The 21,767-nt window shown below is 42.3% G+C and carries 20 protein-coding genes and 7 tRNA genes; 20 read left to right on the forward strand and 7 right to left on the reverse strand.

The genetic code is table 11. The features are described from left to right. Positions 1-113: 113 nt before the first annotated feature. A complete protein-coding gene (gene miaB / locus H5123_RS16420; RefSeq protein WP_124017817.1) occupies positions 114-1,538 on the reverse strand; it encodes a tRNA (N6-isopentenyl adenosine(37)-C2)-methylthiotransferase MiaB in 1,425 nt (474 codons plus the stop codon). 514 nt (positions 1,539-2,052) lie between these two features. Here miaB and H5123_RS16425 point away from each other — a divergent pair. The 11 genes from H5123_RS16425 (at position 2,053) to H5123_RS16475 (ending at position 7,503) form a co-directional block, all read left to right on the forward strand. Then, complete coding sequence (locus tag H5123_RS16425; RefSeq protein ID WP_182698696.1) at positions 2,053-3,291, forward strand: FAD-dependent monooxygenase; 1,239 nt, start codon at positions 2,053-2,055, stop codon at positions 3,289-3,291. Positions 3,292-3,508: 217 nt separating this feature from the next. After that, positions 3,509-4,096, forward strand: coding sequence for an aminoacyl-tRNA hydrolase (gene pth, locus H5123_RS16430; RefSeq protein WP_182698671.1), 588 nt, complete (start codon positions 3,509-3,511; stop codon positions 4,094-4,096). Positions 4,097-4,173: 77 nt separating this feature from the next. Continuing rightward, a complete protein-coding gene (ychF, locus tag H5123_RS16435; protein ID WP_124017819.1) occupies positions 4,174-5,265 on the forward strand; it encodes a redox-regulated ATPase YchF in 1,092 nt (363 codons plus the stop codon). A gap of 216 nt (positions 5,266-5,481) precedes the next feature. Next, a tRNA-Met gene (locus H5123_RS16440) sits at positions 5,482-5,558 on the forward strand. 43 nt (positions 5,559-5,601) lie between these two features. After that, positions 5,602-5,686, forward strand: a tRNA-Leu gene (locus tag H5123_RS16445). 45 nt (positions 5,687-5,731) lie between these two features. Then, positions 5,732-5,806, forward strand: a tRNA-Gln gene (locus H5123_RS16450). 23 nt (positions 5,807-5,829) lie between these two features. After that, positions 5,830-5,904, forward strand: a tRNA-Gln gene (locus H5123_RS16455). 5 nt (positions 5,905-5,909) lie between these two features. Then, positions 5,910-5,986 (forward strand) — tRNA-Met (locus H5123_RS16460). Between the two features lie 94 nt (positions 5,987-6,080). Beyond that, a tRNA-Leu gene (locus H5123_RS16465) sits at positions 6,081-6,165 on the forward strand. A 53-nt stretch (positions 6,166-6,218) separates the two neighbouring features. Then, positions 6,219-6,293: transfer RNA gene (locus H5123_RS16470), tRNA-Gln, on the forward strand. Between the two features lie 178 nt (positions 6,294-6,471). Continuing rightward, complete coding sequence (locus H5123_RS16475) at positions 6,472-7,503, forward strand: patatin family protein (RefSeq protein ID WP_182698672.1); 1,032 nt, start codon at positions 6,472-6,474, stop codon at positions 7,501-7,503. Between the two features lie 71 nt (positions 7,504-7,574). Here the strand turns inward: H5123_RS16475 and H5123_RS16480 are convergent, their stop codons facing one another. The 3 genes from H5123_RS16480 to lolB form a co-directional block, all read right to left on the reverse strand. Further along, positions 7,575-8,522: a ribose-phosphate pyrophosphokinase gene (locus H5123_RS16480; RefSeq protein WP_124017821.1), complete on the reverse strand. Its 948-nt coding sequence runs from the start codon at positions 8,520-8,522 to the stop codon at positions 7,575-7,577. Between the two features lie 90 nt (positions 8,523-8,612). Continuing rightward, positions 8,613-9,485, reverse strand: coding sequence for a 4-(cytidine 5'-diphospho)-2-C-methyl-D-erythritol kinase (gene ispE / locus H5123_RS16485; protein ID WP_182698673.1), 873 nt, complete (start codon positions 9,483-9,485; stop codon positions 8,613-8,615). A 46-nt stretch (positions 9,486-9,531) separates the two neighbouring features. Next, the gene (gene lolB / locus H5123_RS16490) at positions 9,532-10,155 is read right to left on the reverse strand and encodes a lipoprotein insertase outer membrane protein LolB (protein WP_404717026.1); all 624 of its coding nucleotides are present in this window, start codon (positions 10,153-10,155) and stop codon (positions 9,532-9,534) included. A 225-nt stretch (positions 10,156-10,380) separates the two neighbouring features. Here lolB and hemA point away from each other — a divergent pair, with 225 nt between their 5' ends. From hemA to H5123_RS16530, 8 genes are all read left to right on the forward strand, one after another. Next, on the forward strand, positions 10,381-11,631 hold the full coding sequence (gene hemA, locus H5123_RS16495) for a glutamyl-tRNA reductase (RefSeq protein ID WP_124017824.1): 1,251 nt from the start codon (positions 10,381-10,383) through the stop codon (positions 11,629-11,631). A gap of 14 nt (positions 11,632-11,645) precedes the next feature. Continuing rightward, the gene (gene prfA, locus H5123_RS16500; protein WP_124017825.1) at positions 11,646-12,731 is read left to right on the forward strand and encodes a peptide chain release factor 1; all 1,086 of its coding nucleotides are present in this window, start codon (positions 11,646-11,648) and stop codon (positions 12,729-12,731) included. 9 nt (positions 12,732-12,740) lie between these two features. Further along, positions 12,741-13,598 (forward strand): peptide chain release factor N(5)-glutamine methyltransferase, encoded by an 858-nt coding sequence (prmC, locus tag H5123_RS16505; RefSeq protein ID WP_182698674.1) that lies wholly within the window; start codon positions 12,741-12,743, stop codon positions 13,596-13,598. A gap of 124 nt (positions 13,599-13,722) precedes the next feature. Continuing rightward, positions 13,723-14,118 carry a SirB2 family protein gene (locus tag H5123_RS16510; protein WP_124017827.1) on the forward strand — a complete coding sequence of 132 codons (396 nt, stop codon included), beginning with the start codon at positions 13,723-13,725 and terminating at the stop codon, positions 14,116-14,118. A gap of 9 nt (positions 14,119-14,127) precedes the next feature. Continuing rightward, a complete protein-coding gene (locus H5123_RS16515; protein WP_124017828.1) occupies positions 14,128-14,916 on the forward strand; it encodes a tetratricopeptide repeat protein in 789 nt (262 codons plus the stop codon). A 189-nt stretch (positions 14,917-15,105) separates the two neighbouring features. Beyond that, positions 15,106-16,353: a DUF819 domain-containing protein gene (locus H5123_RS16520; protein ID WP_124017829.1), complete on the forward strand. Its 1,248-nt coding sequence runs from the start codon at positions 15,106-15,108 to the stop codon at positions 16,351-16,353. 17 nt (positions 16,354-16,370) lie between these two features. Continuing rightward, complete coding sequence (gene kdsA, locus H5123_RS16525; RefSeq protein WP_124017830.1) at positions 16,371-17,222, forward strand: 3-deoxy-8-phosphooctulonate synthase; 852 nt, start codon at positions 16,371-16,373, stop codon at positions 17,220-17,222. A 162-nt stretch (positions 17,223-17,384) separates the two neighbouring features. Beyond that, a complete protein-coding gene (locus H5123_RS16530) occupies positions 17,385-18,257 on the forward strand; it encodes a DMT family transporter (RefSeq protein ID WP_124017831.1) in 873 nt (290 codons plus the stop codon). Here the strand turns inward: H5123_RS16530 and H5123_RS16535 are convergent. Both H5123_RS16535 and H5123_RS16540 read right to left on the reverse strand, forming a co-directional pair. Further along, entirely contained in the window at positions 18,235-19,233 is a 999-nt protein-coding gene (locus H5123_RS16535) for a ketopantoate reductase family protein (RefSeq protein WP_182698675.1), read from the reverse strand. The genes H5123_RS16530 and H5123_RS16535 overlap by 23 nt on opposite strands. A gap of 6 nt (positions 19,234-19,239) precedes the next feature. Beyond that, positions 19,240-19,596, reverse strand: coding sequence for a VanZ family protein (locus tag H5123_RS16540; RefSeq protein WP_124017833.1), 357 nt, complete (start codon positions 19,594-19,596; stop codon positions 19,240-19,242). A gap of 338 nt (positions 19,597-19,934) precedes the next feature. On the opposite strand from H5123_RS16540, the gene H5123_RS16545 reads away from it, so the two are divergent. Continuing rightward, a complete protein-coding gene (locus tag H5123_RS16545; protein WP_182698676.1) occupies positions 19,935-20,420 on the forward strand; it encodes a YajQ family cyclic di-GMP-binding protein in 486 nt (161 codons plus the stop codon). Between the two features lie 337 nt (positions 20,421-20,757). On the opposite strand, the gene H5123_RS16550 is transcribed toward H5123_RS16545, so the two are convergent. Then, the gene (locus H5123_RS16550; protein ID WP_182698677.1) at positions 20,758-21,588 is read right to left on the reverse strand and encodes a LytTR family DNA-binding domain-containing protein; all 831 of its coding nucleotides are present in this window, start codon (positions 21,586-21,588) and stop codon (positions 20,758-20,760) included. Between the last annotated feature and the right edge of the window lie 179 nt (positions 21,589-21,767).

Genomic DNA, 21,767 nt, shown 5'->3' on the forward strand with positions numbered 1-21,767 from the left:
ACAGTAATGACAGTTTACGAGCCTCTGCATTGAATTACCATAATTAGCCTAATTTTAGACAAAATTAAAGGCGGACAAGCCGCCTTTAATATCGTTTAAACAACAAACATTGATTATGGCTTAAAGTGGGTTACACCTAATGCGTCATCTTGCTTGTGTTTAGCCAAAATATCAGCCGGATGTAAACTGCGACGTAAATCCATTTCATCTTCACCGCGGACAAATTCACCGCGCAATGAGTTGGTATAAACATCAACAATTTTCACATCAACAAAACTGCCGATGTGAGTGTGCGCGGCTTCAAAGTTAACCACACGACTGTTTTCAGTACGACCACGAAGCTCCATTGGATTCTTTACTGATGGACCTTCGACTAAAATACGTTGAACCGTGCCTAACATATGACGGCTATAGCGCATTGCTTGTTGAGTAATACGGTCTTGTAAAATGGCTAAACGCTGCTTCTTTTCTTCATCGCTAACATCATCTGGTAAGTCTGCTGCTGGTGTACCAGGGCGTGCGCTGTAGATAAAGCTAAAGCTGTGGTCAAAACCGACATCTTCAATCAGTTTCATGGTGTCGGCAAAATCGTCCTTTGACTCACCAGGGAAACCAATAATAAAGTCAGAGCTGATTTGAATATCAGGACGGGCTTTACGCAGACGACGAATAATCGACTTGTATTCAATCGCCATGTGACCGCGTTTCATTTGGGTCAAAATACGATCTGAACCAGATTGCACAGGTAAATGCAGGAAGCTCACCAATTCAGGCGTATCTGCATAGACATCGATAATGTCTTGAGTAAACTCAATCGGGTGGCTGGTGGTAAAACGCAGACGGTCGATACCATCAATTGAGGCCACTAGGCGCAATAATTCCGCAAAGGTACATATCTCATCATCATGAGTGGCACCGCGATAAGCGTTAACATTTTGGCCTAGTAAATTGACTTCACGTACGCCTTGAGCGGCTAATTGAGCCACCTCAAGAATCACGTCATCTAATGGACGGCTGACTTCTTCACCACGGGTGTAAGGCACCACGCAGAAAGAGCAGTATTTACTGCAACCTTCCATAATAGACACGAATGCCGTTGGACCGTCTGCACGAGGTTCTGGCAGGCGATCGAACTTTTCAATCTCAGGGAAACTGATATCAATCACGGCTTTTTCGCCACGTTGAATTTGTTCAATCATCTCAGGTAAGCGATGCAGAGTTTGCGGGCCAAAGATAATATCAACACATTGAGCGCGATCTTTAATGGCTTTACCTTCTTGCGAGGCAACACAACCACCCACCCCAATAATTAAATTAGGATTTTTATCTTTTAAAGATTTCCAACGCCCTAGCTGATGGAACACCTTCTCCTGTGCTTTTTCACGAATAGAGCAAGTATTAAGCAGCAGTACATCTGCTTCGCTTGCGTCATCGGTCAAGGTATATCCTTGATAGTCGTCTAATAAATCAGCCATCTTTGATGAGTCATACTCATTCATTTGACAGCCCCAGGTTTTAATATGAAGTTTTTTACTCATCAGTGCTCGCCAGTAAATCACAGTAAAAATAGCGCGACATTTTACCTGTTGTCAGGCGGTCTGGCTAGTATTAGTGCAAGTTTCACGCATTTGAATATAAATTTTGCAATAGCCTTAAAAATAGTAATGACTAATCGTTTGGATTAAACTTGATTAGTTATAACGAGTAAACATCGTATTCAGTGGTTATTTAGGCTTAAGTTACGATTAAAGCCTCGCTACATTTCCGTGGTTTATTGATCTAGGGCATAATCGAACGATTAGCATGCACCATCGTCATGGTTTTATTTTGGTCTGTTTTATCGCCCTGATGGGTGCGTCGATCAGCAATTGTAGATGTGATTTTTCACCGTTAAAGGGTGATAGTGCTATTTGCCAAGCTAATGTGCCGCCAAGTAAGCCATCATGGATGTCATCGCGTATAGGTTAATAATGATTATTGATGCCCAACAGAGGTTCAGTTAATTCGTTTTTCATTGGCTGTTATATTGAACACAAACTCATTTCACTATTTATGGATGTAAACACAATGCAAGATGCTTCACACACATCAACGAACGCTACTGGCGATGCGACTCATTATGATGTTGTGGTCGTGGGCGGCGGAATGGTCGGTGCGGCTGCCGCGATTGGATTAGGTCAATTAGGACTTAGCGTGGCGGTGATAGAGTCCCGTCAACCGCAGCCTTATGATGTAGAACAGCCATTAGATGTGCGAGTGTCTGCAGTCAGTGTTGCATCTGAACAATTATTAACCCGTCTTGGTGCCATGGATGAGCTGCTGTTGATGCGCCATGCGCCTTATACTGGCTTAGAAACATGGGAGCTTGACGATTGCCTTACGGCATTTAGCGCCGAACAAGTGGGTCAAGCGCACTTAGGCTACTTTTTTGAAAATCGGTTAATTCAATTAAGCCTATGGCAGCAAATCCGGAAAATGGATAATGTCACCTTATTGTGTCCGCATAAAGTGACCCAATTTGGCCGTTTAAGCGATAGTCAGCAAGTGAGTATTGAGCTTGATAATGGCGATAAAATCACGACAAGATTATTGATTGGCGCCGATGGTGCTCAATCGCAAGTTCGTCAATGGGCTGGTATTGGTGTCACTGGCTGGGATTATGCGCAGTCGGCGATGCTAATTAATATCAGTACTCAAACCCCACAGCAATCAGTAACCTGGCAGCAATTTACCCCTGCAGGGCCAAGAAGCTTATTGCCGCTTCCTGGGAATCATGCATCATTAGTCTGGTACGACGACGCCAATCGCATTAAACAATTATCACAACTTAATGATCTGCAATTAGCACAACAAATTAGGCAGCATTTTCCGCCGCGTTTAGATCCTAATTTCACGGTTGAGAATAGAGGTAGCTTTAGACTCACTCGCCGCCATGCCCAAGGTTACTACCAAGATAATTTAGTGATTATTGGTGATGCCGCCCACACGATTAACCCTCTAGCTGGCCAAGGAGTAAATATTGGCTTTAAAGATGTTGATGTGCTGGTAGCCCAGATTGCCAATGCCATTGGCAGTGGGGAAATATGGTGGCAAACGCCTGTGCTAAAGCGATATCAGCAAGCGCGTTATTACGATAATCAACTGATGATGACCGCGATGGATGCTTTTTATGCGGGGTTTAGCAATGATTTATTACCGTTAAAACTGCTGCGTAATGGTGCATTGAAATTGGCAAATATCGACTCACCATTAAAGCGAAAAGTGCTCAAGTATGCCCTTGGATTGACTTAAACTCTTCGCTAACCCAGTTCGGCTTTTTGGGTTTGCGTTATTGCCCCGCACGCAAAACTTGATGGGGACATGATTAACGCTAAGGCTTGAGTGGCTTTGAATGATTACATTATGAGTGAAATTGGTATAAAATGCCGCGTTTTGCATCATGTGTATTTTGATGTACCCCATGAAGGCATTTAGCAATAGTGTTTGCTAAGAAACTGACTAGGTTGTGATGAGTAACATTAAATTGATTGTCGGGTTGGCAAACCCGGGTGCTGAATACGCGCAAACTCGCCATAACGCTGGTGCATGGTACGTGCAAGAACTGGCACGCATTTGCAGTGTTCAATTAGTACCAGAGAGTAAATACTTTGGCGTCACAGCTCGGGCTATTTTACACGGTAAAGACGTGCGCTTGCTGATCCCAACAACCTATATGAATTTAAGCGGTAAGTCTGTGGCAGCGTTAGCTAACTTTTTCCGTATCCTGCCTGAAGAAATATTGGTTGCCCATGATGAGCTTGACATGGCACCGGGCGTGGCTAAATTCAAATTAGGTGGTGGCCATGGTGGTCATAATGGCTTAAAAGACATTATTGCTAGCTTAGGCAACGACAAGAACTTTCATCGTTTACGGATTGGTATTGGTCATCCAGGCGATAAAAATAAAGTCAGCGGCTATGTACTGGGCAGGGCACCAGCGGTAGAACAAGAGCGAATAAATGCGGTGATTGATGAAGCGGTTCGTTCCACCGAGATTTTATTTAACCAAGACATGGCGAAAGCTATGCACAGATTACATTCGTTCAAAGCAGAATAAGCCAGGCTAGTTTTGTTTTAACACCCTTTCGACATCATTATCCAATGGGATAATTCTACATATATAAAGGTAAGCATATGGGTTTTAAATGCGGCATTGTTGGTCTTCCAAACGTAGGTAAGTCAACGTTGTTTAATGCGTTAACACAAGCAGGGATTGAAGCGGCAAACTTTCCGTTTTGTACTATTGAGCCAAACACCGGAGTGGTACCTGTACCTGACTCACGTCTCGACGCGTTAGCTGCCATTGTCAAACCTCAACGCATTTTGCCGACATCTATGGAATTCGTTGATATCGCCGGTTTAGTTGCTGGTGCATCGAAAGGTGAAGGTTTAGGCAACAAATTTTTAGCTAACATTCGCGAAACCGATGCTATTGGTCATGTGGTACGTTGTTTTGAAGATCCAAACATTGTTCACGTAGCCAATAAAATTGACCCTGCTGGCGACATTGAAGTGATTAACACCGAATTAGCCCTAGCCGATTTAGATGCCTGTGAACGGGCTATTTTTCGTCAAGCTAAACGCGCTAAAGGCGGTGATGCGGATGCCAAATTTGAAGTTGCAGTGCTTGAAAAAATGCGCCCAGCATTAGATGAAGCTAAAATGCTACGTTCATTAGAATTAACCAAAGAAGAATTAGCCGCAGTTGCGTACCTAAACTTTTTAACCTTAAAGCCGACCATGTACATAGCTAACGTGGCTGAAGACGGTTTTGAAAATAATCCTCATCTTGATGTTGTGCGTGCTATTGCGGCAACAGAAAATGCAGTGGTTGTGCCTGTGTGCGCTGCGATTGAGTCAGAACTCGCTGAAATGGAAGCTGATGACCGCGCCGAGTTTATGACTGACTTAGGTATCGAAGAGTCTGGTTTAGACCGTGTGATCCGTGCAGGCTATGAATTATTAAATCTGCAAACGTATTTTACTGCTGGTGTAAAAGAAGTACGTGCATGGACAGTACCTGTTGGCGCATCAGCACCACAAGCTGCTGGTGTTATCCACACCGACTTTGAACGTGGCTTTATTCGTGCGCAGGTGATGGCATATCAAGATTTTATTACCTACAAAGGTGAAGCGGGAGCCAAAGATGCCGGTAAATTACGTGTCGAAGGTAAAACCTACGTTGTTAAAGATGGCGATGTGATGCATTTCTTATTTAATGTCTAAGCAGCATTTAGATTAAGTAAAAAATCATAATAAGGGGCGTAAAGGATATTTTAGTCAGTTAATTGGCTTTATTTTGTCGATTCGGCATTCAGTTTGGTGAAGTTATAGCCGAACAAGACGAATTGATGAAAATAGCGAAAAAAACCAGTTGACCTAGATAACCTGAATAAGCATAATACGCCCCGTTCCTCGCCAAGAGGGATTGCAAGAAATAGTGGCAATATAGCTCAGCTGGTTAGAGCACAGCACTCATAATGCTGGGGTCGCAGGTTCAAGTCCCGCTATTGCTACCATATTTATTACACATCTGCTCAAGATGTTAAACTAGAGTGTTGTGCGGGAGTGGTGGAATTGGTAGACACGCCAGATTTAGGTTCTGGTGCCGCAAGGTGTGAGAGTTCAAGTCTCTCCTTCCGTACCATTTATTAGAGATGTTGGCTTAGGCGGATGTTTCAAAAAGTTTGATTGGGATATCGCCAAGCGGTAAGGCACTGGGTTTTGATCTCAGCATTCCAAGGTTCGAATCCTTGTATCCCAGCCATTTATAAAGTTAGACAAGATTATTGGGATATCGCCAAGCGGTAAGGCACTGGGTTTTGATCTCAGCATTCCAAGGTTCGAATCCTTGTATCCCAGCCATCTTTGGCAATGTAGCTCAGCTGGTTAGAGCACAGCACTCATAATGCTGGGGTCGCAGGTTCAAGTCCCGCCATTGCTACCATATTTACTAGGTAGAGTGAGTTGTACTTACATTAGCTAGTAAAGCCAAAGTTTACTCTGAAATAAAAAGAGTATACTCTAAGTTAAAATTTGATGCGGGAATGGTGAAATTGGTAGACACGCCAGATTTAGGTTCTGGTGCCGCGAGGTGTGAGAGTTCAAGTCTCTCTTCCCGTACCATCAAATTTTATTCAAAGTGATTTTTAGTCTGTATTGCCATAATTTGTTTTAATTGGGGTATCGCCAAGCGGTAAGGCACCGGGTTTTGATCTCGGCATCCCCAGGTTCGAATCCTGGTACCCCAGCCAAATTCTGAAAAGCCCGTCTTAATAGACGGGCTTTTTGCTTTTTTGTTTTTATAACGTTAAATCTTGTGCGGTATTGATAGCCTTTTTCTATTAACTCAATTGATTCTATCCATTATCTATCTTCGCTTCAGTTCTTTAGACTTACCTTATGCAGTTAATCACTAACCTTAGGTTTACTATGAACACCCAAACAACTCATCCTCCAATGCTTTCTGAGCATATATCACAGCCTATGACGGCGTTAATTGCCGAAGGTGGTGGTCAGCGTGGGATTTTTACTGCTGGGGTGTTAGATGCTTGGTTAGAAGCCGAATTTGATCCATTTGATCTGTTTATTGGCACCTCTGCCGGTTCGCAAAATTTAACCAGTTTTTTATCGCGCCAAAAAGGCTATGCAAAACGATTAATTCGAGGATTATCACGTCATAAACGTTTTTACCAATTAAGCCGAGGTTTAGTTGGTAAAAACGTAGTCGATCTCGATTGGTATTTTGATAAAACTACTCGAGGCAGTTTTACTTTGGATTTCGCCTCTGCAGCAAAATATTTAGGCAAGCGGCAATTATTGATCACTACAACTAATTCACGAGATCGCCAAGGTTACTTTTTTAGTCCTAGCAACGATGGTGAGCATTGGCGCGAGTTGTTAAAAGCATCGAGTGCGTTGCCTTTTCTATACAAGCAAGGTGTGAAACTCGCGCCTTGGTTAAATACCCATGCCGCGAATCAAACACCTGAGCTTATAGGGCAACCTCAAGAAGACTTTTACCTTGATGGCGGGCTAGCGGCACCTTTACCTGTTCGTGAGGCTTACCAGCGCGGTGCGCGTAAAATTGTGGTCATTCGAACGGTTAATGCAGACTTTCAGGCGCAATCAGCTTGGGTACATAAGCTAAAATCATGGATTTGTGTCTCTGGTTATTGCCCCAGAACCATTGATTACTTAGTGCAACATGAACAAGCGTATCAACAAGAGTTAGCGTTTATTGCTAATCCGCCTGCTGATGTTGAAATTATCCAAATTTTTGCCGACAACAGTTTACAAAGTAAACTGCTTGGCAGTGCTGATACAGATTTACTGCATGATTATCATAGTGGCTTAGCGGCTGGGAAATCATTTTTAGTGCAGCAACAACATGTCAATATTGCGCCAGCGATGATGCAAGGTCAGCAATCATCTTTTATGCCTAAGTATGCTTTGTCTGCTTAATGAATCGAGTTCCACACAAATAAAAAAACGCACTCAATCGAGTGCGTTTTTGATGACCCTAATCGGTTAGATTAGTGGCGGAACATAGCAGAGATAGACTCTTCGTTGCTTACACGACGGATCGCTTCAGCAAGTACCGCAGACATGGTTAACTGAGTCACTTTAGCCACTTTGAGCATTTCAGGGCTTAATGGCACTGTATCAGTTACGATAACTTCGTCGATAACAGAATTGGCAATATTTTCAGCTGCATTACCTGAGAATACAGGATGAGTAGCATAAGCAAACACGCGGTTAGCGCCATGTTCTTTTAATGCTTCAGCAGCTTTGCATAAAGTGCCACCCGTGTCGATCATGTCATCAACTATGATGCAATCACGGCCTTGAACGTCACCAATAATGTGCATTACCTGAGCCACATTCGCCTGTGGGCGACGTTTATCGATAATGGCAAGATCAGTATCATCCAATAGTTTGGCTACTGCACGAGCGCGAACAACACCGCCAATATCAGGAGACACAACAACAGGGTTATCAAATTTCCGGGAGAGCATGTCTTCAAGTAGCACTGGGCTACCGAATACGTTATCAACCGGGACATCAAAGAAACCTTGAATTTGCTCAGCGTGTAAGTCACAAGTCAATACGCGGTCAACACCCACGCTCGACAAGAAATCTGCAACCACTTTCGCTGTAATAGGCACACGTGCACTGCGTACACGGCGGTCTTGACGAGCATATCCAAAGTACGGAATAACGGCAGTAATACGACCCGCTGATGCACGGCGAAGCGCGTCAACCATTACAATAAGCTCCATGAGGTTATCGTTAGTTGGTGCGCAAGTAGATTGGATAATAAACACATCCGCACCACGTACATTCTCGTTTATTTGAACACTGATTTCACCGTCGCTGAAACGGCCTACAACTGCGTCGCCAAGTTTGCAAAATAAACGATCGGCAATCTTAGCAGCTAGATTTGGGGTAGCGTTACCAGCAAAGAGCTTGATGTCGGGCACTTTATGAACCTCAGATGTTTGCTTTACGATTAAAGGCTAGATCAATTTTACGTGTTGTCACTCAAAACTGACCCAGAAGATATTATGTAATTAGAGCTGCTCAAGCCGTATTTTTAATGGCGACTTATTCATCCCTTTTGCAACAAACCCTCGCATATGAGCCGGCAATTCGGCTAAAGCGTCAAGTGCTTGTTGCGAATGTGTAAATTCCCCGAACACGCATGCGCCTGTTCCAGTCATTCTCGACGGCGCATATTCTACCAGCCAGCTTAAGGCATTGGCAACTTGAGGGTGCTTAGTTGTGACCAATTTCTGACAATCATTGATCCACTGCTGAGTCATTAAGCTGTTCATATCCAATTTAGGTGTGTTGCGTGGTAGATCAGGATGCTGAAAAATATCCTTAGTTGACACATGCACATCAGGGACAATAACTAAGTACCATGGTTCAGCGGGTTCTACTGTGATCAATTGCTCACCGACACCTTCGGCGAATGCTGATAAACCATTAATAAAAACAGGAACATCCGCACCGAGTGTTAAGCCTATTTCAGCCAGTTTACTGGGTGACACATTGGTTTTCCACAAGGCATTTAGTGCCACTAATGTGGTTGCTGCATCCGATGAACCACCGCCTAAACCACCACCCATAGGGAGTAATTTGTCTAACCAAATATGCGCACCGCCTTCATATTGGGTATAACGCTTGAGTGACTTTGCGGCTTTAAGAATTAAGTTATCGCTGTCAGCGACAGAATCGGAGATAGCAGAGTGTAAAATTAAATCGTCTGTGTTGGTAATATGAAAATCGAGGTAATCGCAATGGTCAATAAATTGAAATAAGGTCTGTAATTCGTGATAACCATCAGCTCGCTGGCCGGTAATGTGTAAAAATAAATTTAATTTTGCTGGCGCAGGCCAACTTGTTGAAACGGCTGATTTACGTAAGTGAGTTGGTTTCATGTTTGTTTAACTACCTTGTTAATGTGCCAGCAATTAACATTTATTGTTATTGGGTTTTGGCTGCTACAGCTGTCCATTGATTAGTTTGAATTTTTATTTGCACATTTTCTCTCTCAATCTTCAACAACTTAGGCACAAGCGCGCCGCTTTGTTGTTGCCAACTGAGAAAACTCACTGACCAGTTTGCCTGAGGATCGTAACTGATGACTTGTTTAATTGTGCCATCAGGATTATAGCTGACAATTTTATCATTGCTGCCAATTTGGCCGGTGATCCATAAAGGAAGGCTATCAAGCGGGATTGACCAACCGCTAATACCTGTCAGTAAATCTTGGGCGTTACTGTCGCGATAGGTTTTGCCGTCCACTTCAAGCGTCGCCATGCCTTGATTTGTCTTGAGGGTTAATACTGTCGTACCTAATACTGTGGTTAAACGCAAGTCATTGGCAGCGGGTTGGTGTAGCCAGTACAGATTAGTGCTGAATTTATCTTCCGCTGTTTTAACGGCAATTTTACCCTGCAGCTCCCATGCATTGGCTTGAGCTGCATTGGTCACATTGATAGGCGTAAAATCTTCAGATGGAGTCACACTACAACCGGTTAACAAAAGCAACGCGGTGATAATAGCGGTATAAAAGAAAGATGCAGATAATCGCAATGGATTGCCTATCAGTTGCTTAAGATTTTCTTATGATACTGGGCTTAAGTCATTATGTAAAAATGCTTTTAGCAAAATTAATGTGATATTAATGTAAGGGTTTGCATAATGTTTATGTGAACCATAAATAAATATTTAGACATTTATTCGGTTTTGTTAAGCCAATTGTGTTTTTAGTCGGTTCAATTCAGTAGAATAGCCTAATTAACGTCACCGAAAAGAACTTGATACCATCAAATGAGCCTAGTAATAATCGGGATAAACCATAAAACCGCCACGGTAGATTTGCGTGAAAAAGTCGCTTTCTCTCCAGACCGCATTCATGACGCCATGAAAAGCTTGGCTAGTCGCACCCGTACGGGCGAGGCTGTTATTGTGTCGACCTGTAACCGTACTGAGCTATATTGCAATAATGCTGAAAAGGAAGACATTATTGAATGGTTGGAGGATTACCATAGTATTGAGCACAGCGACTTAATGCCGTGTCTCTATGCCTATGAAGAGCAAGTTGCCGTGAAACATTTAATGCGGGTAGCATCGGGGCTGGATTCACTGGTACTGGGTGAACCACAAATTTTGGGACAGGTAAAGCAAGCGTTTGTTAAAGCCAAAGAGGCTGGCACGATTGCATTGACCATTGATCGCTTGTTTCAAAACACCTTCTCTGTGGCTAAAAAAGTGCGCACTGAAACCGAAATCGGTGCCGCGGCAGTTTCTGTTGCCTTTGCCGCCGTCAGCATGGCGAAACATATTTTCTCATCATTGAGCACCACTAAGGTGTTACTCATTGGTGCTGGAGAAACGATTGAGCTGGTGGCCAAACACCTTAAAGATAATGGTGTTGCCTCTATGGTGGTGGCAAATCGCACTATCGAACGTGCCCAAGCCATGTGTGAAGAGTTTAACGCTACCGCCATTACCCTCGAACAAATACCAGATTTTCTCGCTAAAGCCGATATCGTGATATCCTCTACCGCCAGTCCTTTGCCCATTTTGGGTAAAGGTATGGTCGAAAAAGCGCTAAAACAGCGTCGTCATCAACCTATGTTGTTGGTGGATATTGCAGTTCCAAGAGATATTGAAGCAGAAGTCGGTGAGTTAGACGACGCATTCCTTTATACTGTAGACGATCTGCATAGCATAATTGAACAGAACATGGCTTCACGTAAAGAAGCCGCCGAGCAAGCAGAATTAATTACTGAAGACCAATCACACTTATTTATGGAGTGGATTAGGTCTTTAGAGTCAGTCGACAGTATTCGCGAATATCGCAGCCAGAGCTTGGCGATTAAAGATGAATTAGTTGAGCGCGCCTTGAATAAAATATCTCATGGCAGTGACAGTGAGCAAGTGATACTAGAGTTAGCCAATAGGCTAACTAATCGTTTGATACATGCACCGACACAAGCGCTTACTTCAGCAAGCCGTCAAGGCGATTTGAATACGTTAGGCCAATTAAGAACTGCGCTTGGTTTAGATAAAAACTAAGGTTAGCGAGCTAAATGAAAGAATCCGTTATCCGCAAGCTTGAAGGCTTGCTCGAACGTAATGAAGAAGTATTAGCATTATTAAGTGATGCTACCGTGATTTCGGATCAAGACCGTTTTCGTGGATTATCAAAAGAATATTCTCAACTTGAAAATGTAGTCAGTAGCTTCAAGGCGTTTCAACAAGCTCAAAAAGATTTCGACTACGCTAAAGAGATGCTTGAAGAAGACGATGCTGAAATGCGCGAAATGGCGCAAGATGAGTACAAGCAATCTAAACAAGTGTTAGAAAAACTTGAAGATGAATTACAAGTTTTACTCTTGCCTACCGATCCTAATGATGACACTAACGCGTTTCTTGAAATTCGTGCGGGTGCCGGTGGCGATGAAGCCGCTATTTTTGCGGGTGACTTATACCGTATGTATTCGCGTTATTGCGAAGCGAACCGTTGGCAGATAGAAGTCATGAACGTCAACGAAGGCGAGCATGGCGGCTTTAAAGAAATCATTGTCAAAATCAGTGGTGATGGTGCTTACGGTAAATTAAAGTTTGAGTCTGGTGGACATCGTGTTCAACGTGTACCAGAAACCGAATCTCAGGGCCGGGTTCATACTTCAGCATGTACAGTCGTGGTATTGCACGAAGTACCTGAAGCTGAAGCGATTTCGATTAATGCAGCAGACTTAAAAGTTGATACATTCCGCGCCTCTGGTGCCGGTGGACAGCACGTTAACAAAACTGATTCAGCGATTCGTATTACCCATATTCCATCTGGCATTATTGTTGAGTGTCAGGATCAACGTTCACAGCATAAAAACCGTGCCCAAGCGATGAGTGTTTTGGCTGCGCGTATTCAAGCTGTTGAAGATGAAAAAAGACGTAGTGCAGAAGAAACTACCCGTCGTAGTTTAGTGGCCAGTGGCGATCGTTCTGAACGTATTAGAACGTATAACTACCCACAAGGTCGCGTAAGTGATCATCGTATCAACTTAACACTATATCGCTTGAATGAAGTCATGGAAGGCGACTTAAATGTCTTGCTTGAACCCATTATGCTAGAACATCAAGCCGATATGCTTGCCGCGTTAGCTGACGACTAAGGAGTTCTCTTGACGCAGTCTTCGTATTCAACAATTGCTGAAGCCCTTCAATGGGCTTATTCACAACTAGCCGCAACCTCTGAATCTGCTCACGTAGATGCAGAGGCATTGCTATTGCATTGCTTGAATAAAAATCGCAGTTTTTTATATACTTGGCCTGAGCGACAACTGACGAGTGAGCAATTTAAAGCTTATAGCCAGATGATCACTAAACGTCAAAATGGCACTCCGGTAGCGCATATTATTGGTGAACGAGAGTTTTGGTCATTACCTTTTATTGTTAATGACTCAACGCTTATTCCCCGGCCTGATACTGAAATTTTAGTTGAAACCGCACTGAACTTATCTGTGCGTCACAATGCCAGAGTATTAGATTTAGGTACAGGAACCGGTGCTATTGCATTGGCGTTAGCATCTGAACGACCTAAATGGCGGATTACTGCCATTGATAACGTTCCAGAGGCTGTCGAGCTTGCTAAAGCTAATCGCGGTAATCTTAACTTACCAGACGTTGAAATTATCCAGTCTGATTGGTTTTCAGCCGTTAAACAGCGCGATTTTGATTTGATCGTGTCTAATCCTCCCTATATTGATGAAGCCGATGAACATCTTCATTTAGGCGATGTTCGCTTTGAACCGCAAAGTGCACTCACCGCTGGCAATGAAGGCTATGCCGATTTGTATTATATTGCTGAGCAAGCGCGTGCTCATTTACTTACTGGTGGTTATTTATTGCTTGAACATGGCTATGAACAGGCGATTAAAGTTCGTGAGAAATTGATTGAACTTGGCTACCACAATGTGGCTACCGTTCGAGACTTTGGCAGTAATGACCGCTGCACGCTTGGGCAATGGATGGATGAGTAATTCAGTATCTACAGGTATATATCTCGCTAAGTAAATAGCAATAATCCAAATATTAGTATGCGGCTGGTTGATCGAGTAAACTAGGCGCCTTTTATTTTTACCTTTTTTTAATGAGACTTAATTAATGGAAACATTTTACAGTTTATATCCAGCGGTAAAGCATACTCACATGATGTTTATTGCCATGAGTGTGATCTTTTTTATCGTGCGTTTTGTTTTACATTTACGCAAGTCTCCCATCATGGAAAAAAAGTTTGTTAAAGTAGCACCACATGTCATTGATACGTTTTTATTACTATCAGGCTTCACTCTGTGCTTTATGATCAAACAATATCCTTTTGTCGATCCATGGATGACAGAAAAAATAATCTGTGTTGCGGCCTATATTGCTTTAGGTGTGATGGCACTTAAATCTAACCGTAATAAGCTGTTTAAGTTTTTTGCTTTTATCGGCGCAATCGGTTGGGTAGTGTTAGCGGCCAAACTGGCTTATTTCAAACAAGTCGTCTTCATGGGTTAATTGGTTTTAATGGCAAAATATCTTCTTGATGATGCAGTTTCGATACCTGAAACTGCATTTGAGCTCTCTGAACATCTTGGCTTTTCAACATCTAAACCTGCTATGTGGGCGTGGTATGAAATGGCAGGTTCAGTATTGAGTCACTATGTTATTGACCAACAAGCGCGCCTTGAAGGTCTGTTTAAGTGGTTTTACAATGATTTAGGTTTTTGTGTTCGAGACGACTATTTTAGCGTCGAGGCTGCAGATTTAAGCTATTGCGTGTTAAAGCGTCAAGGCAATAGCACTACACTATCAATATTGTTAATTTTATTGGCTAAACAACTCGACTTAACACTCGAGGCGGTTTTATTACCCGGTAATACGGTATTAAAAAGCCAAGTGAATGATGTGGTTAAATACCATGATCCGCTAACCGGTAAAGAACTTAGCCGTCATCAATTACATGCGTTAGTACGTGGTGAACTGGGTAATGCGGCTAAATTAAAACCAAGCCACCTTAAAACGGCTACGCTCAAACGGTTAATTAGCCGTATGTTACATGAGCTAAAAGCGGGTTGTATCGTCAGTCATAAATTTGAACAGGCAATGGAATGTTGTAATTTATTATTACAATGGCATCCAGACGATGTGCATCTTAATCGTGAACGTGCTTTTATTGCCCAACAGTTAGGTTGCATTAAAGTGGCCATGTCGGATTTACAACACTTCATCGATTTGAGTCCGCATGATCCTGTGATTGAACTGGTTAAGATTCAATTAAAGGAACTCAGTCAACATATGCAGGTTTATCATTAATGATTTGATAACCTGCAACCTAAGCAGCTTTGAGTTAACTCAAAGCTGCTTTATTCGCAGTGAACTTCTTGCAAGTTGATTACCAGCGCGCAGCAGAGAAGTTATCATCATCGATTTTCATAACAGCAAAAATAACAACAATAACAATAACAACTAAAAATATAATGTATTTGTAAGGGAGAACTCTACATGTCAACGTCAGCAATGGTGAGCAATGATGCCACCGCCCTGGGTATACTCGCCGTTATTTTAGGTTTTGTTTTTTACACAAGCTCGTCCACTCATCCTTTTTGGCAAAAGTTTTATAAGTACATTCCAGCTTTACTACTGTGTTATTTCTTACCTTCATTATTAAATACCTTTGGTGTGATTGATGGCCATTCATCACAATTGTATTTTGTTGCATCACGGTATTTACTGCCTGCATGTTTGGTATTATTGATTTTAAGTGTTGATTTAAAAGCTATTCTTAGCTTGGGCCCTAAAGCGGTTATTATGTTTTTAACCGGTACGCTTGGGATTGTTATTGGTGGGCCGATTGCATTAATGACAGTGTCGATCATCGATCCATCACTTTTAGGTGGCAATGGTCCTGATGCGGTTTGGCGTGGCATGACAACCTTAGCGGGTAGCTGGATTGGTGGTGGTGCTAACCAAGCTGCAATGAAAGAAATTTATGAGGTTGGTGGCGAGATATTCTCCGTTATGGTGACGGTTGATGTCATCGTTGCCAATATCTGGATGGCCGTGTTGCTCTTTATGGCGTCTAAAGCCAAAGAGATTGATGCCAGAACTGGCGCTGACACCACAGCCATTGAAGCGCTGAAACAGAAAGTCGAAAAGTATCACGCCGAAAATTCGCGCATTCCTTCGCTGCGCGATATTATGTTGATTGTGGCAGTTGGTTTTGGTGTCACTGGTTTTGCCCATTTTGCAGCTGATTTCTTGGGACCGTTTTTCGAAGCTCATTATCCATGGACCGAAGATTATAGTTTAACCTCTAAATTCTTCTGGCTAGTGGTTATTGTGACTACCGTTGGTTTAGGACTGTCATTTACTCCAGTGCGTCATCTTGAAGCGTCTGGTGCCTCTAAAATAGCTTCGGCATTTTTATACATTCTGGTTGCGACCATAGGTTTGCATATGGATGTGTCTAAAATAATGGATACGCCGATTTATTTCTTAGTAGGTATTGTGTGGATGTTAGTGCACGCAGGGTTAATGTTATTAGTGGCTAAACTCATTAAAGCCCCATTATTTTATATGGCAGTGGGTAGCCAAGCCAACGTTGGTGGAGCTGCATCAGCTCCCGTAGTGGCAGCAGCATTTCACCCAGCCTTGGCACCTGTAGGGGTGTTACTGGCAGTATTCGGTTATGCATTAGGTACTTACATGGCTTGGCTATGTGGTCAGTTATTACAAATTGTTGCAGCGTAATGCGCTAAGAGGATCAAATGGATCAAAAAATTATTCAGTTAACTAATCATGTTGAAGTCGCCAACGATAAACCGTTTGTGTTATTTGGGGGCATGAATGTACTCGAGTCACGTGATTTAGCCATGTCGATTGCAGAGCATTATGTGGAAGTGACCCAAAAGCTTGGTATTCCATACGTGTTTAAAGCTTCTTTTGATAAAGCTAATCGTTCATCGGTTAACTCATACCGTGGTCCAGGTATGGAAGAAGGTCTTCGTATTTTTGAAGAAATAAAATCAACCTTCAATGTGCCAATTATCACCGATGTACACGAAATCTATCAGTGTGCACCAGTCGCCGACGTTGTTGATATTATTCAGTTACCGGCTTTTCTTGCGCGTCAAACAGACCTGGTTGTGGCGATGGCGAAAACCGGTGCCGTTATTAACGTTAAAAAACCGCAGTTTTTAGCGCCGCATGAAATGCGTCATATCATTACTAAGTTTAATGAAGCGGGTAATGACAATATTATTTTATGTGAACGTGGCAGTAGCTTTGGTTATAACAACTTGGTTGTCGACATGCTGGGCATGGATGAAATGAAGCAAACGGGTTATCCAGTGATCTTTGATGCTACCCACGCACTGCAACGCCCAGGCGGACGTGCAGACTCTGCTGGTGGACGTCGTGCACAAGCAACTGAACTTGCGCGCAGCGGTATGGCATTAGGGTTAGCAGGCTTATTTATCGAAGCACATCCTGATCCTGATAATGCAAAATGCGATGGCCCATGTGCACTCCCATTGCATTTATTAGAGAAATACCTAACCCAGATGAAAGCGGTTGATGACTTAGTAAAATCATTCGAGTTCATTGATACCAGCAAGTAAATTATTAATAGCATTGGATGACTAATAACTCGATAAGTTGATTATTAATCACTTTAGCACTTTATAAGTGTCTTTTAATCGTCGTAAACAGTAATCTAATTGCCCTTGTATAAGCCCTGACTTTTTACCAAGTTTCAGGGCTTTTTTAGAGCAGTAACCAATATGTGGATCATGTTTACCTTTCTCGCCGCATTCATGCAGGCGTGGCGCAATGCATTTCAAAGCAAGCTGAGTAAAGACGTCAGTGTGGCAGGCGTAACCTTGGCGCGCTTTATTTGGGCTGGTCCCATAGCAGCTGTCTATCTATTTAGTTTGCATCAATATTCCCCTACTGCAATACCCACTTTTAATGCCAGTTTCTGGGGCTTTGTTATTGGTGCTTCATCAATGCAAATTTTAGCCACAGGGCTTATGGTGAAGCTGTTTAAAATGCAGAACTATGCCATAGGTGCTGGGCTAGCCAAAAGCGAAGCCTTAGTAGCCGCTATCCTTGGGGTTATCTTTTTTGGTACTCAATTATCAATACTAGGTTGGATAGGCGTTGTCATCGGCGGTTTGGCAGTCATGTTGCTCAGTAGCAAGCAGGGTTTTAAACAGTTATCACTGAAAACGGTATTGTTAGGGCTTGCATGCGGCAGTGCTTTTGCGTTGACATCCTTATGGGTAAGAGAAGCCAGTTTAACCCTACAAGGGCCATTTACGCATCGTGCAGCCTGGGTATTGCTGTGGGTTATTGGGTTACAAACCATAGTGCTAATTGGTTATTTACTGGCAAAAGATAAATCGACTTTAGCAGCCTTGTGGCAACGACCTAAATTAACCTTAGCCATTAGCGTTTCCAGTTGTATTGGTTCGATTGGCTGGTTTAGCGCAATGTCGTTGCAGGCTGTACCGTATGTGAAAACCTTAGGTCAGGTTGAGGTGTTTTTCACCCTGATTATTGCGACCTTTTGGCTGAAACAGAAAGTGAAAATTAATGATGTTGCCGGATTACTGCTAATCGCTATTGCGGCTATTTTAGTGATGTGGAGTTAATATTATTAGGCTTACTGAGTCGTAAAACTCTCTCGAGGAGAGCTTGATTTTGGGGAACATCAAGCTGATGCGCCTTAGCTTGCTGGCAAATATAGCCATTAATCTCATGAATTTCAGTGGGTCTACCGTGAGCGACATCTTGATACATAGATGAAAAGTTAGCTGAGGTTAACGCAATCACTTGGTATACCCGCGCACTCAGTGCTGCTTTATCTAAGTTGATGCCATCACATTGAGCCACTTGGACTAATTCATCAATAATTGCCGCAATCTGTGCTTGGTATTGAGTCGCGGCTAATTGACCATTAGCACACTGATTTAATGCAGTTAATGGGTTTATGACTGCATTAATCGCCAGCTTTTGCCATAACACGGGTAAAACAGGCTGATGCCATTCAATGGGTTGATGGTCACTGTGCAGATTATTTAGGCGCATCTTTAATGCTGTCGGCATAAGAGGGCCGCTAAAATGCCCCAGTTGGGTTACGCCAAAGCCGCTGTGTTTTACTTGCCACTGATTTTGTTTCAATGCCGCCTGCGATGTTGTGCCTAGGGTCAATCCTTGATGCTTTGCCAATGCAGCAGCCACCGAAAAGTGGGGACCTAAACCATTGTGAAGTAATACAATATGGCATTGAGGAGACAGTTTGGTTAACAAGGGAATAAGTGCTAGTTCAACTTGATAGGCTTTGACACACACAAGCAGTAATTCAACCTGGGCTAAGCGGTTATCTTCGGTGCCCAATATGGTCGCTAATGCTTTATGGCATTGCTGCTTATCGTCAATAAAATCCAGTTTTTGTTGCCGAGTTTGTTTATCTCGGCCAATAAACATCACATCGTCTACTTCTGGCGTTGGCGAGCAGACAGTCAGTTTGTGATACATCAATTGCCCAATTGCACCCGCGCCTAATATGGCAATCAGTCGATGACTATCGTGCGTGGATGATGGTGGCAATAGTGATGTTTTTACCATGTTTTTTTAGCGATTCGCTTTTAATTTACGGTATTTAATCATCGAAAAATGCACTAAATAAAACAGGGCAATACCCGTAAGATCAGCGATAACATCGGCAGCTGATGCGCTACGATAGGGAAGACGTGATTGGATCAGCTCAATCAACACGGCATATGTCGCCAAAGCGCTACACAAAAAATACCAGCGTGGTTTAAAAGCGTAATGAGCTAGGTAAGCAAGCGCGAAAAAGCTACCTAAATGGCCTACTTTGTCCATATGAGCAAAAGTCTGCGGATAACTTGGTTTTGAAAAAACAAGATAGCTTGTCACAATGATGGCGACAACTAAGGCAAGCTTGAAAATATTTTTATAAGTGATCACGAGCGTAATATTGGCCTAGTGAAGCGAGAAGATGGCTAATAATAAGAAACCTACTGAAAATTGTCACTCATTAACCTCTCTGGAAAGTCATAATTGTTATAGTCGAGCCATTTATACTGCTGATAATCGTAAGTTAATCATCGTTAAACTCAGTCTAAATAAGCCCTATAGTGATATTATCAATAAAAATAGCTGCTTGATGATTTTTTGTTAATCAATCACCAGTTAGTCATTAATAACCTCGTGATGACATCTGTGGTCGCACTCCACTATCCCGATAATGACTCCTAGTGTAAAATAGCAAAATATATATGTGATGAACCAAAGAGGAAAGCAAGATGCCATCTATGGATATTGTGTCAGAAGTTGACGAAGAAGAATTACGCAATGCGGTAGAAAACTCCCGCCGTGACGTTGCTGGCCGATTTGATTTACGTGGTAAAGAAATTGACATTGATTTGAAAGACAATGTGGTTACCTTAAAATCGGAAGATGATTTTATTTGTAAGCAATTAGTCGACATTTTGCGCATTCAGCTGAGTAAACGTAACGTCGATCCATCATCAATGGAAGTTGACGACAAAGCGGTTCATAGCGGAAAAACCTTCAGCTTAAAAGTAAATTTTAAACAAGGTATCGACTCACTGATTGCTAAAAAGCTAGTCAAAGCTATCAAAGACAGCAAGCTTAAAGTACAAGCTGCTATCCAAGGTGATTCAGTTCGTATCACTGGTAAAAAACGTGATGACTTACAAGCTGTTATGCGCCTAGCGAAAGAGTCTGATCTTGGCCAACCATTCCAGTTCAATAACTTCAGAGATTAATCCTGAAGACAGCCATTCTGAACAGAAAAAGCCGATATGGGTCACCCTATCGGCTTTTTTATTAAATTAAGCGAATTATTTTTTTAGTTTGTTAGGAATATGACCGAGGCTGTCGCACGTCATGGCATTTTTCCCGCAACAATGGCTGTAAAAATGGTGACGGCAATCTATTTATTCCAATGACCAATATTGAAAAATTGTTTTAAAACGCCCAAGAGGGTAGACATCCATTGCAACAATCCTCATGGATGACTAATCATATACTCGTTCTGAGATGTATCGACATGAAACCAGCATTGTTAGGCGACAGCATGCTGTTTTTCTCTGAACAATATACCTAAATAATATTTGCTGCTTTAACCGCATCAACAAACGTCCTTGAAACGGGGACCTCAAGGTGATTGCTTAGCAACAATGTCATTTTCCTATTTTGTTTATTTACTGATACGATCGCATCACTTGCCACCCACCATGACCTATGAGTTTGTAAGCCAGGAAACCCCTCAAGCTGTAGTAAAGCATCTTTCAGACGCATCAACAGCATGTGACTACCTTTATCGGTATGCACTTTCAAATAGTGATCGTCCATTTCTAAACACAACAACTGGCCACGTTTGTTGATGGGTAATAACGACATAAATTGCTCAATTTGAATACTCTTGGTATCAGTCGTTGAGGCATGCTCTTCAATCACTTTTGTTGATAATTCCAACTGCTGTTGCTGTTGTTTAACATGATTCTGCCACACACTAAAAAAGGTAATAACACCGCCAATCACTAATGTCTTAGGCAGGAAATGAAGAAAGTCATTGATGAGATTAATAGGGGAATTAAAAAATATCATGGTGATTAATGGCACAACTAAGCTCATTAATATACTTGCTATTAAAGATGATATTGCAACACGTAGCCAAGGAGCACTGAACTTCTCAGATAAATATTTATGCCCTAGATTGATTAACGGTGAATAAATAAAATAACCACAAACACACGTAAAAACCCAATAGCTAATCGACATAAAGACCGGCAGCTCATGCATGCCAAACGGTGCTAAAAAACCAATAAAAAGTCCTATAGATATTACAACAAGTAGTTCTCGCAGTAATTTACTTTTATTAAAAGTAAAGTTTACCGATTGATTTTTAGTAGATATTTCACGAATCGCCAATGGTACACATTCCTTTTTAGTGACATCTTACGAAGTTTTTAACCCATTTTACGTAAAGCGGCTGTTGCTTTTCTGATGCCCATTCTATCGTCTATTTAACAAGACGCAACGGTGATACTTCACCAGCATATTCCAATTTAACAAGTCAACGTGCCTGCACAATGACACCATTTGCTAAG

Origin of the sequence: Shewanella sp. SR43-4 (genome assembly GCF_014163845.1) — a bacterium.
Taxonomy (GTDB): Bacteria; Pseudomonadota; Gammaproteobacteria; order Enterobacterales; family Shewanellaceae; genus Shewanella; species Shewanella vesiculosa.

Coding starts and splice junctions, on each gene's coding strand:
- ychF (WP_124017819.1), top strand. CDS start 4,174: ATGGGTTTTAAATGCGGCATTGTTGGTCTTCCAAACGTAGGTAAGTCA.
- miaB (WP_124017817.1), bottom strand. CDS start 1,538: ATGAGTAAAAAACTTCATATTAAAACCTGGGGCTGTCAAATGAATGAG.
- H5123_RS16530 (WP_124017831.1), top strand. CDS start 17,385: ATGTGGATCATGTTTACCTTTCTCGCCGCATTCATGCAGGCGTGGCGC.
- H5123_RS16425 (WP_182698696.1), top strand. CDS start 2,053: ATGGATGTAAACACAATGCAAGATGCTTCACACACATCAACGAACGCT.
- H5123_RS16510 (WP_124017827.1), top strand. CDS start 13,723: ATGGAAACATTTTACAGTTTATATCCAGCGGTAAAGCATACTCACATG.
- ispE (WP_182698673.1), bottom strand. CDS start 9,485: ATGAAACCAACTCACTTACGTAAATCAGCCGTTTCAACAAGTTGGCCT.
- kdsA (WP_124017830.1), top strand. CDS start 16,371: ATGGATCAAAAAATTATTCAGTTAACTAATCATGTTGAAGTCGCCAAC.
- H5123_RS16515 (WP_124017828.1), top strand. CDS start 14,128: ATGGCAAAATATCTTCTTGATGATGCAGTTTCGATACCTGAAACTGCA.
- H5123_RS16520 (WP_124017829.1), top strand. CDS start 15,106: ATGTCAACGTCAGCAATGGTGAGCAATGATGCCACCGCCCTGGGTATA.
- hemA (WP_124017824.1), top strand. CDS start 10,381: ATGAGCCTAGTAATAATCGGGATAAACCATAAAACCGCCACGGTAGAT.
- pth (WP_182698671.1), top strand. CDS start 3,509: ATGAGTAACATTAAATTGATTGTCGGGTTGGCAAACCCGGGTGCTGAA.
- H5123_RS16475 (WP_182698672.1), top strand. CDS start 6,472: ATGAACACCCAAACAACTCATCCTCCAATGCTTTCTGAGCATATATCA.
- H5123_RS16535 (WP_182698675.1), bottom strand. CDS start 19,233: ATGGTAAAAACATCACTATTGCCACCATCATCCACGCACGATAGTCAT.
- prfA (WP_124017825.1), top strand. CDS start 11,646: ATGAAAGAATCCGTTATCCGCAAGCTTGAAGGCTTGCTCGAACGTAAT.
- H5123_RS16545 (WP_182698676.1), top strand. CDS start 19,935: ATGCCATCTATGGATATTGTGTCAGAAGTTGACGAAGAAGAATTACGC.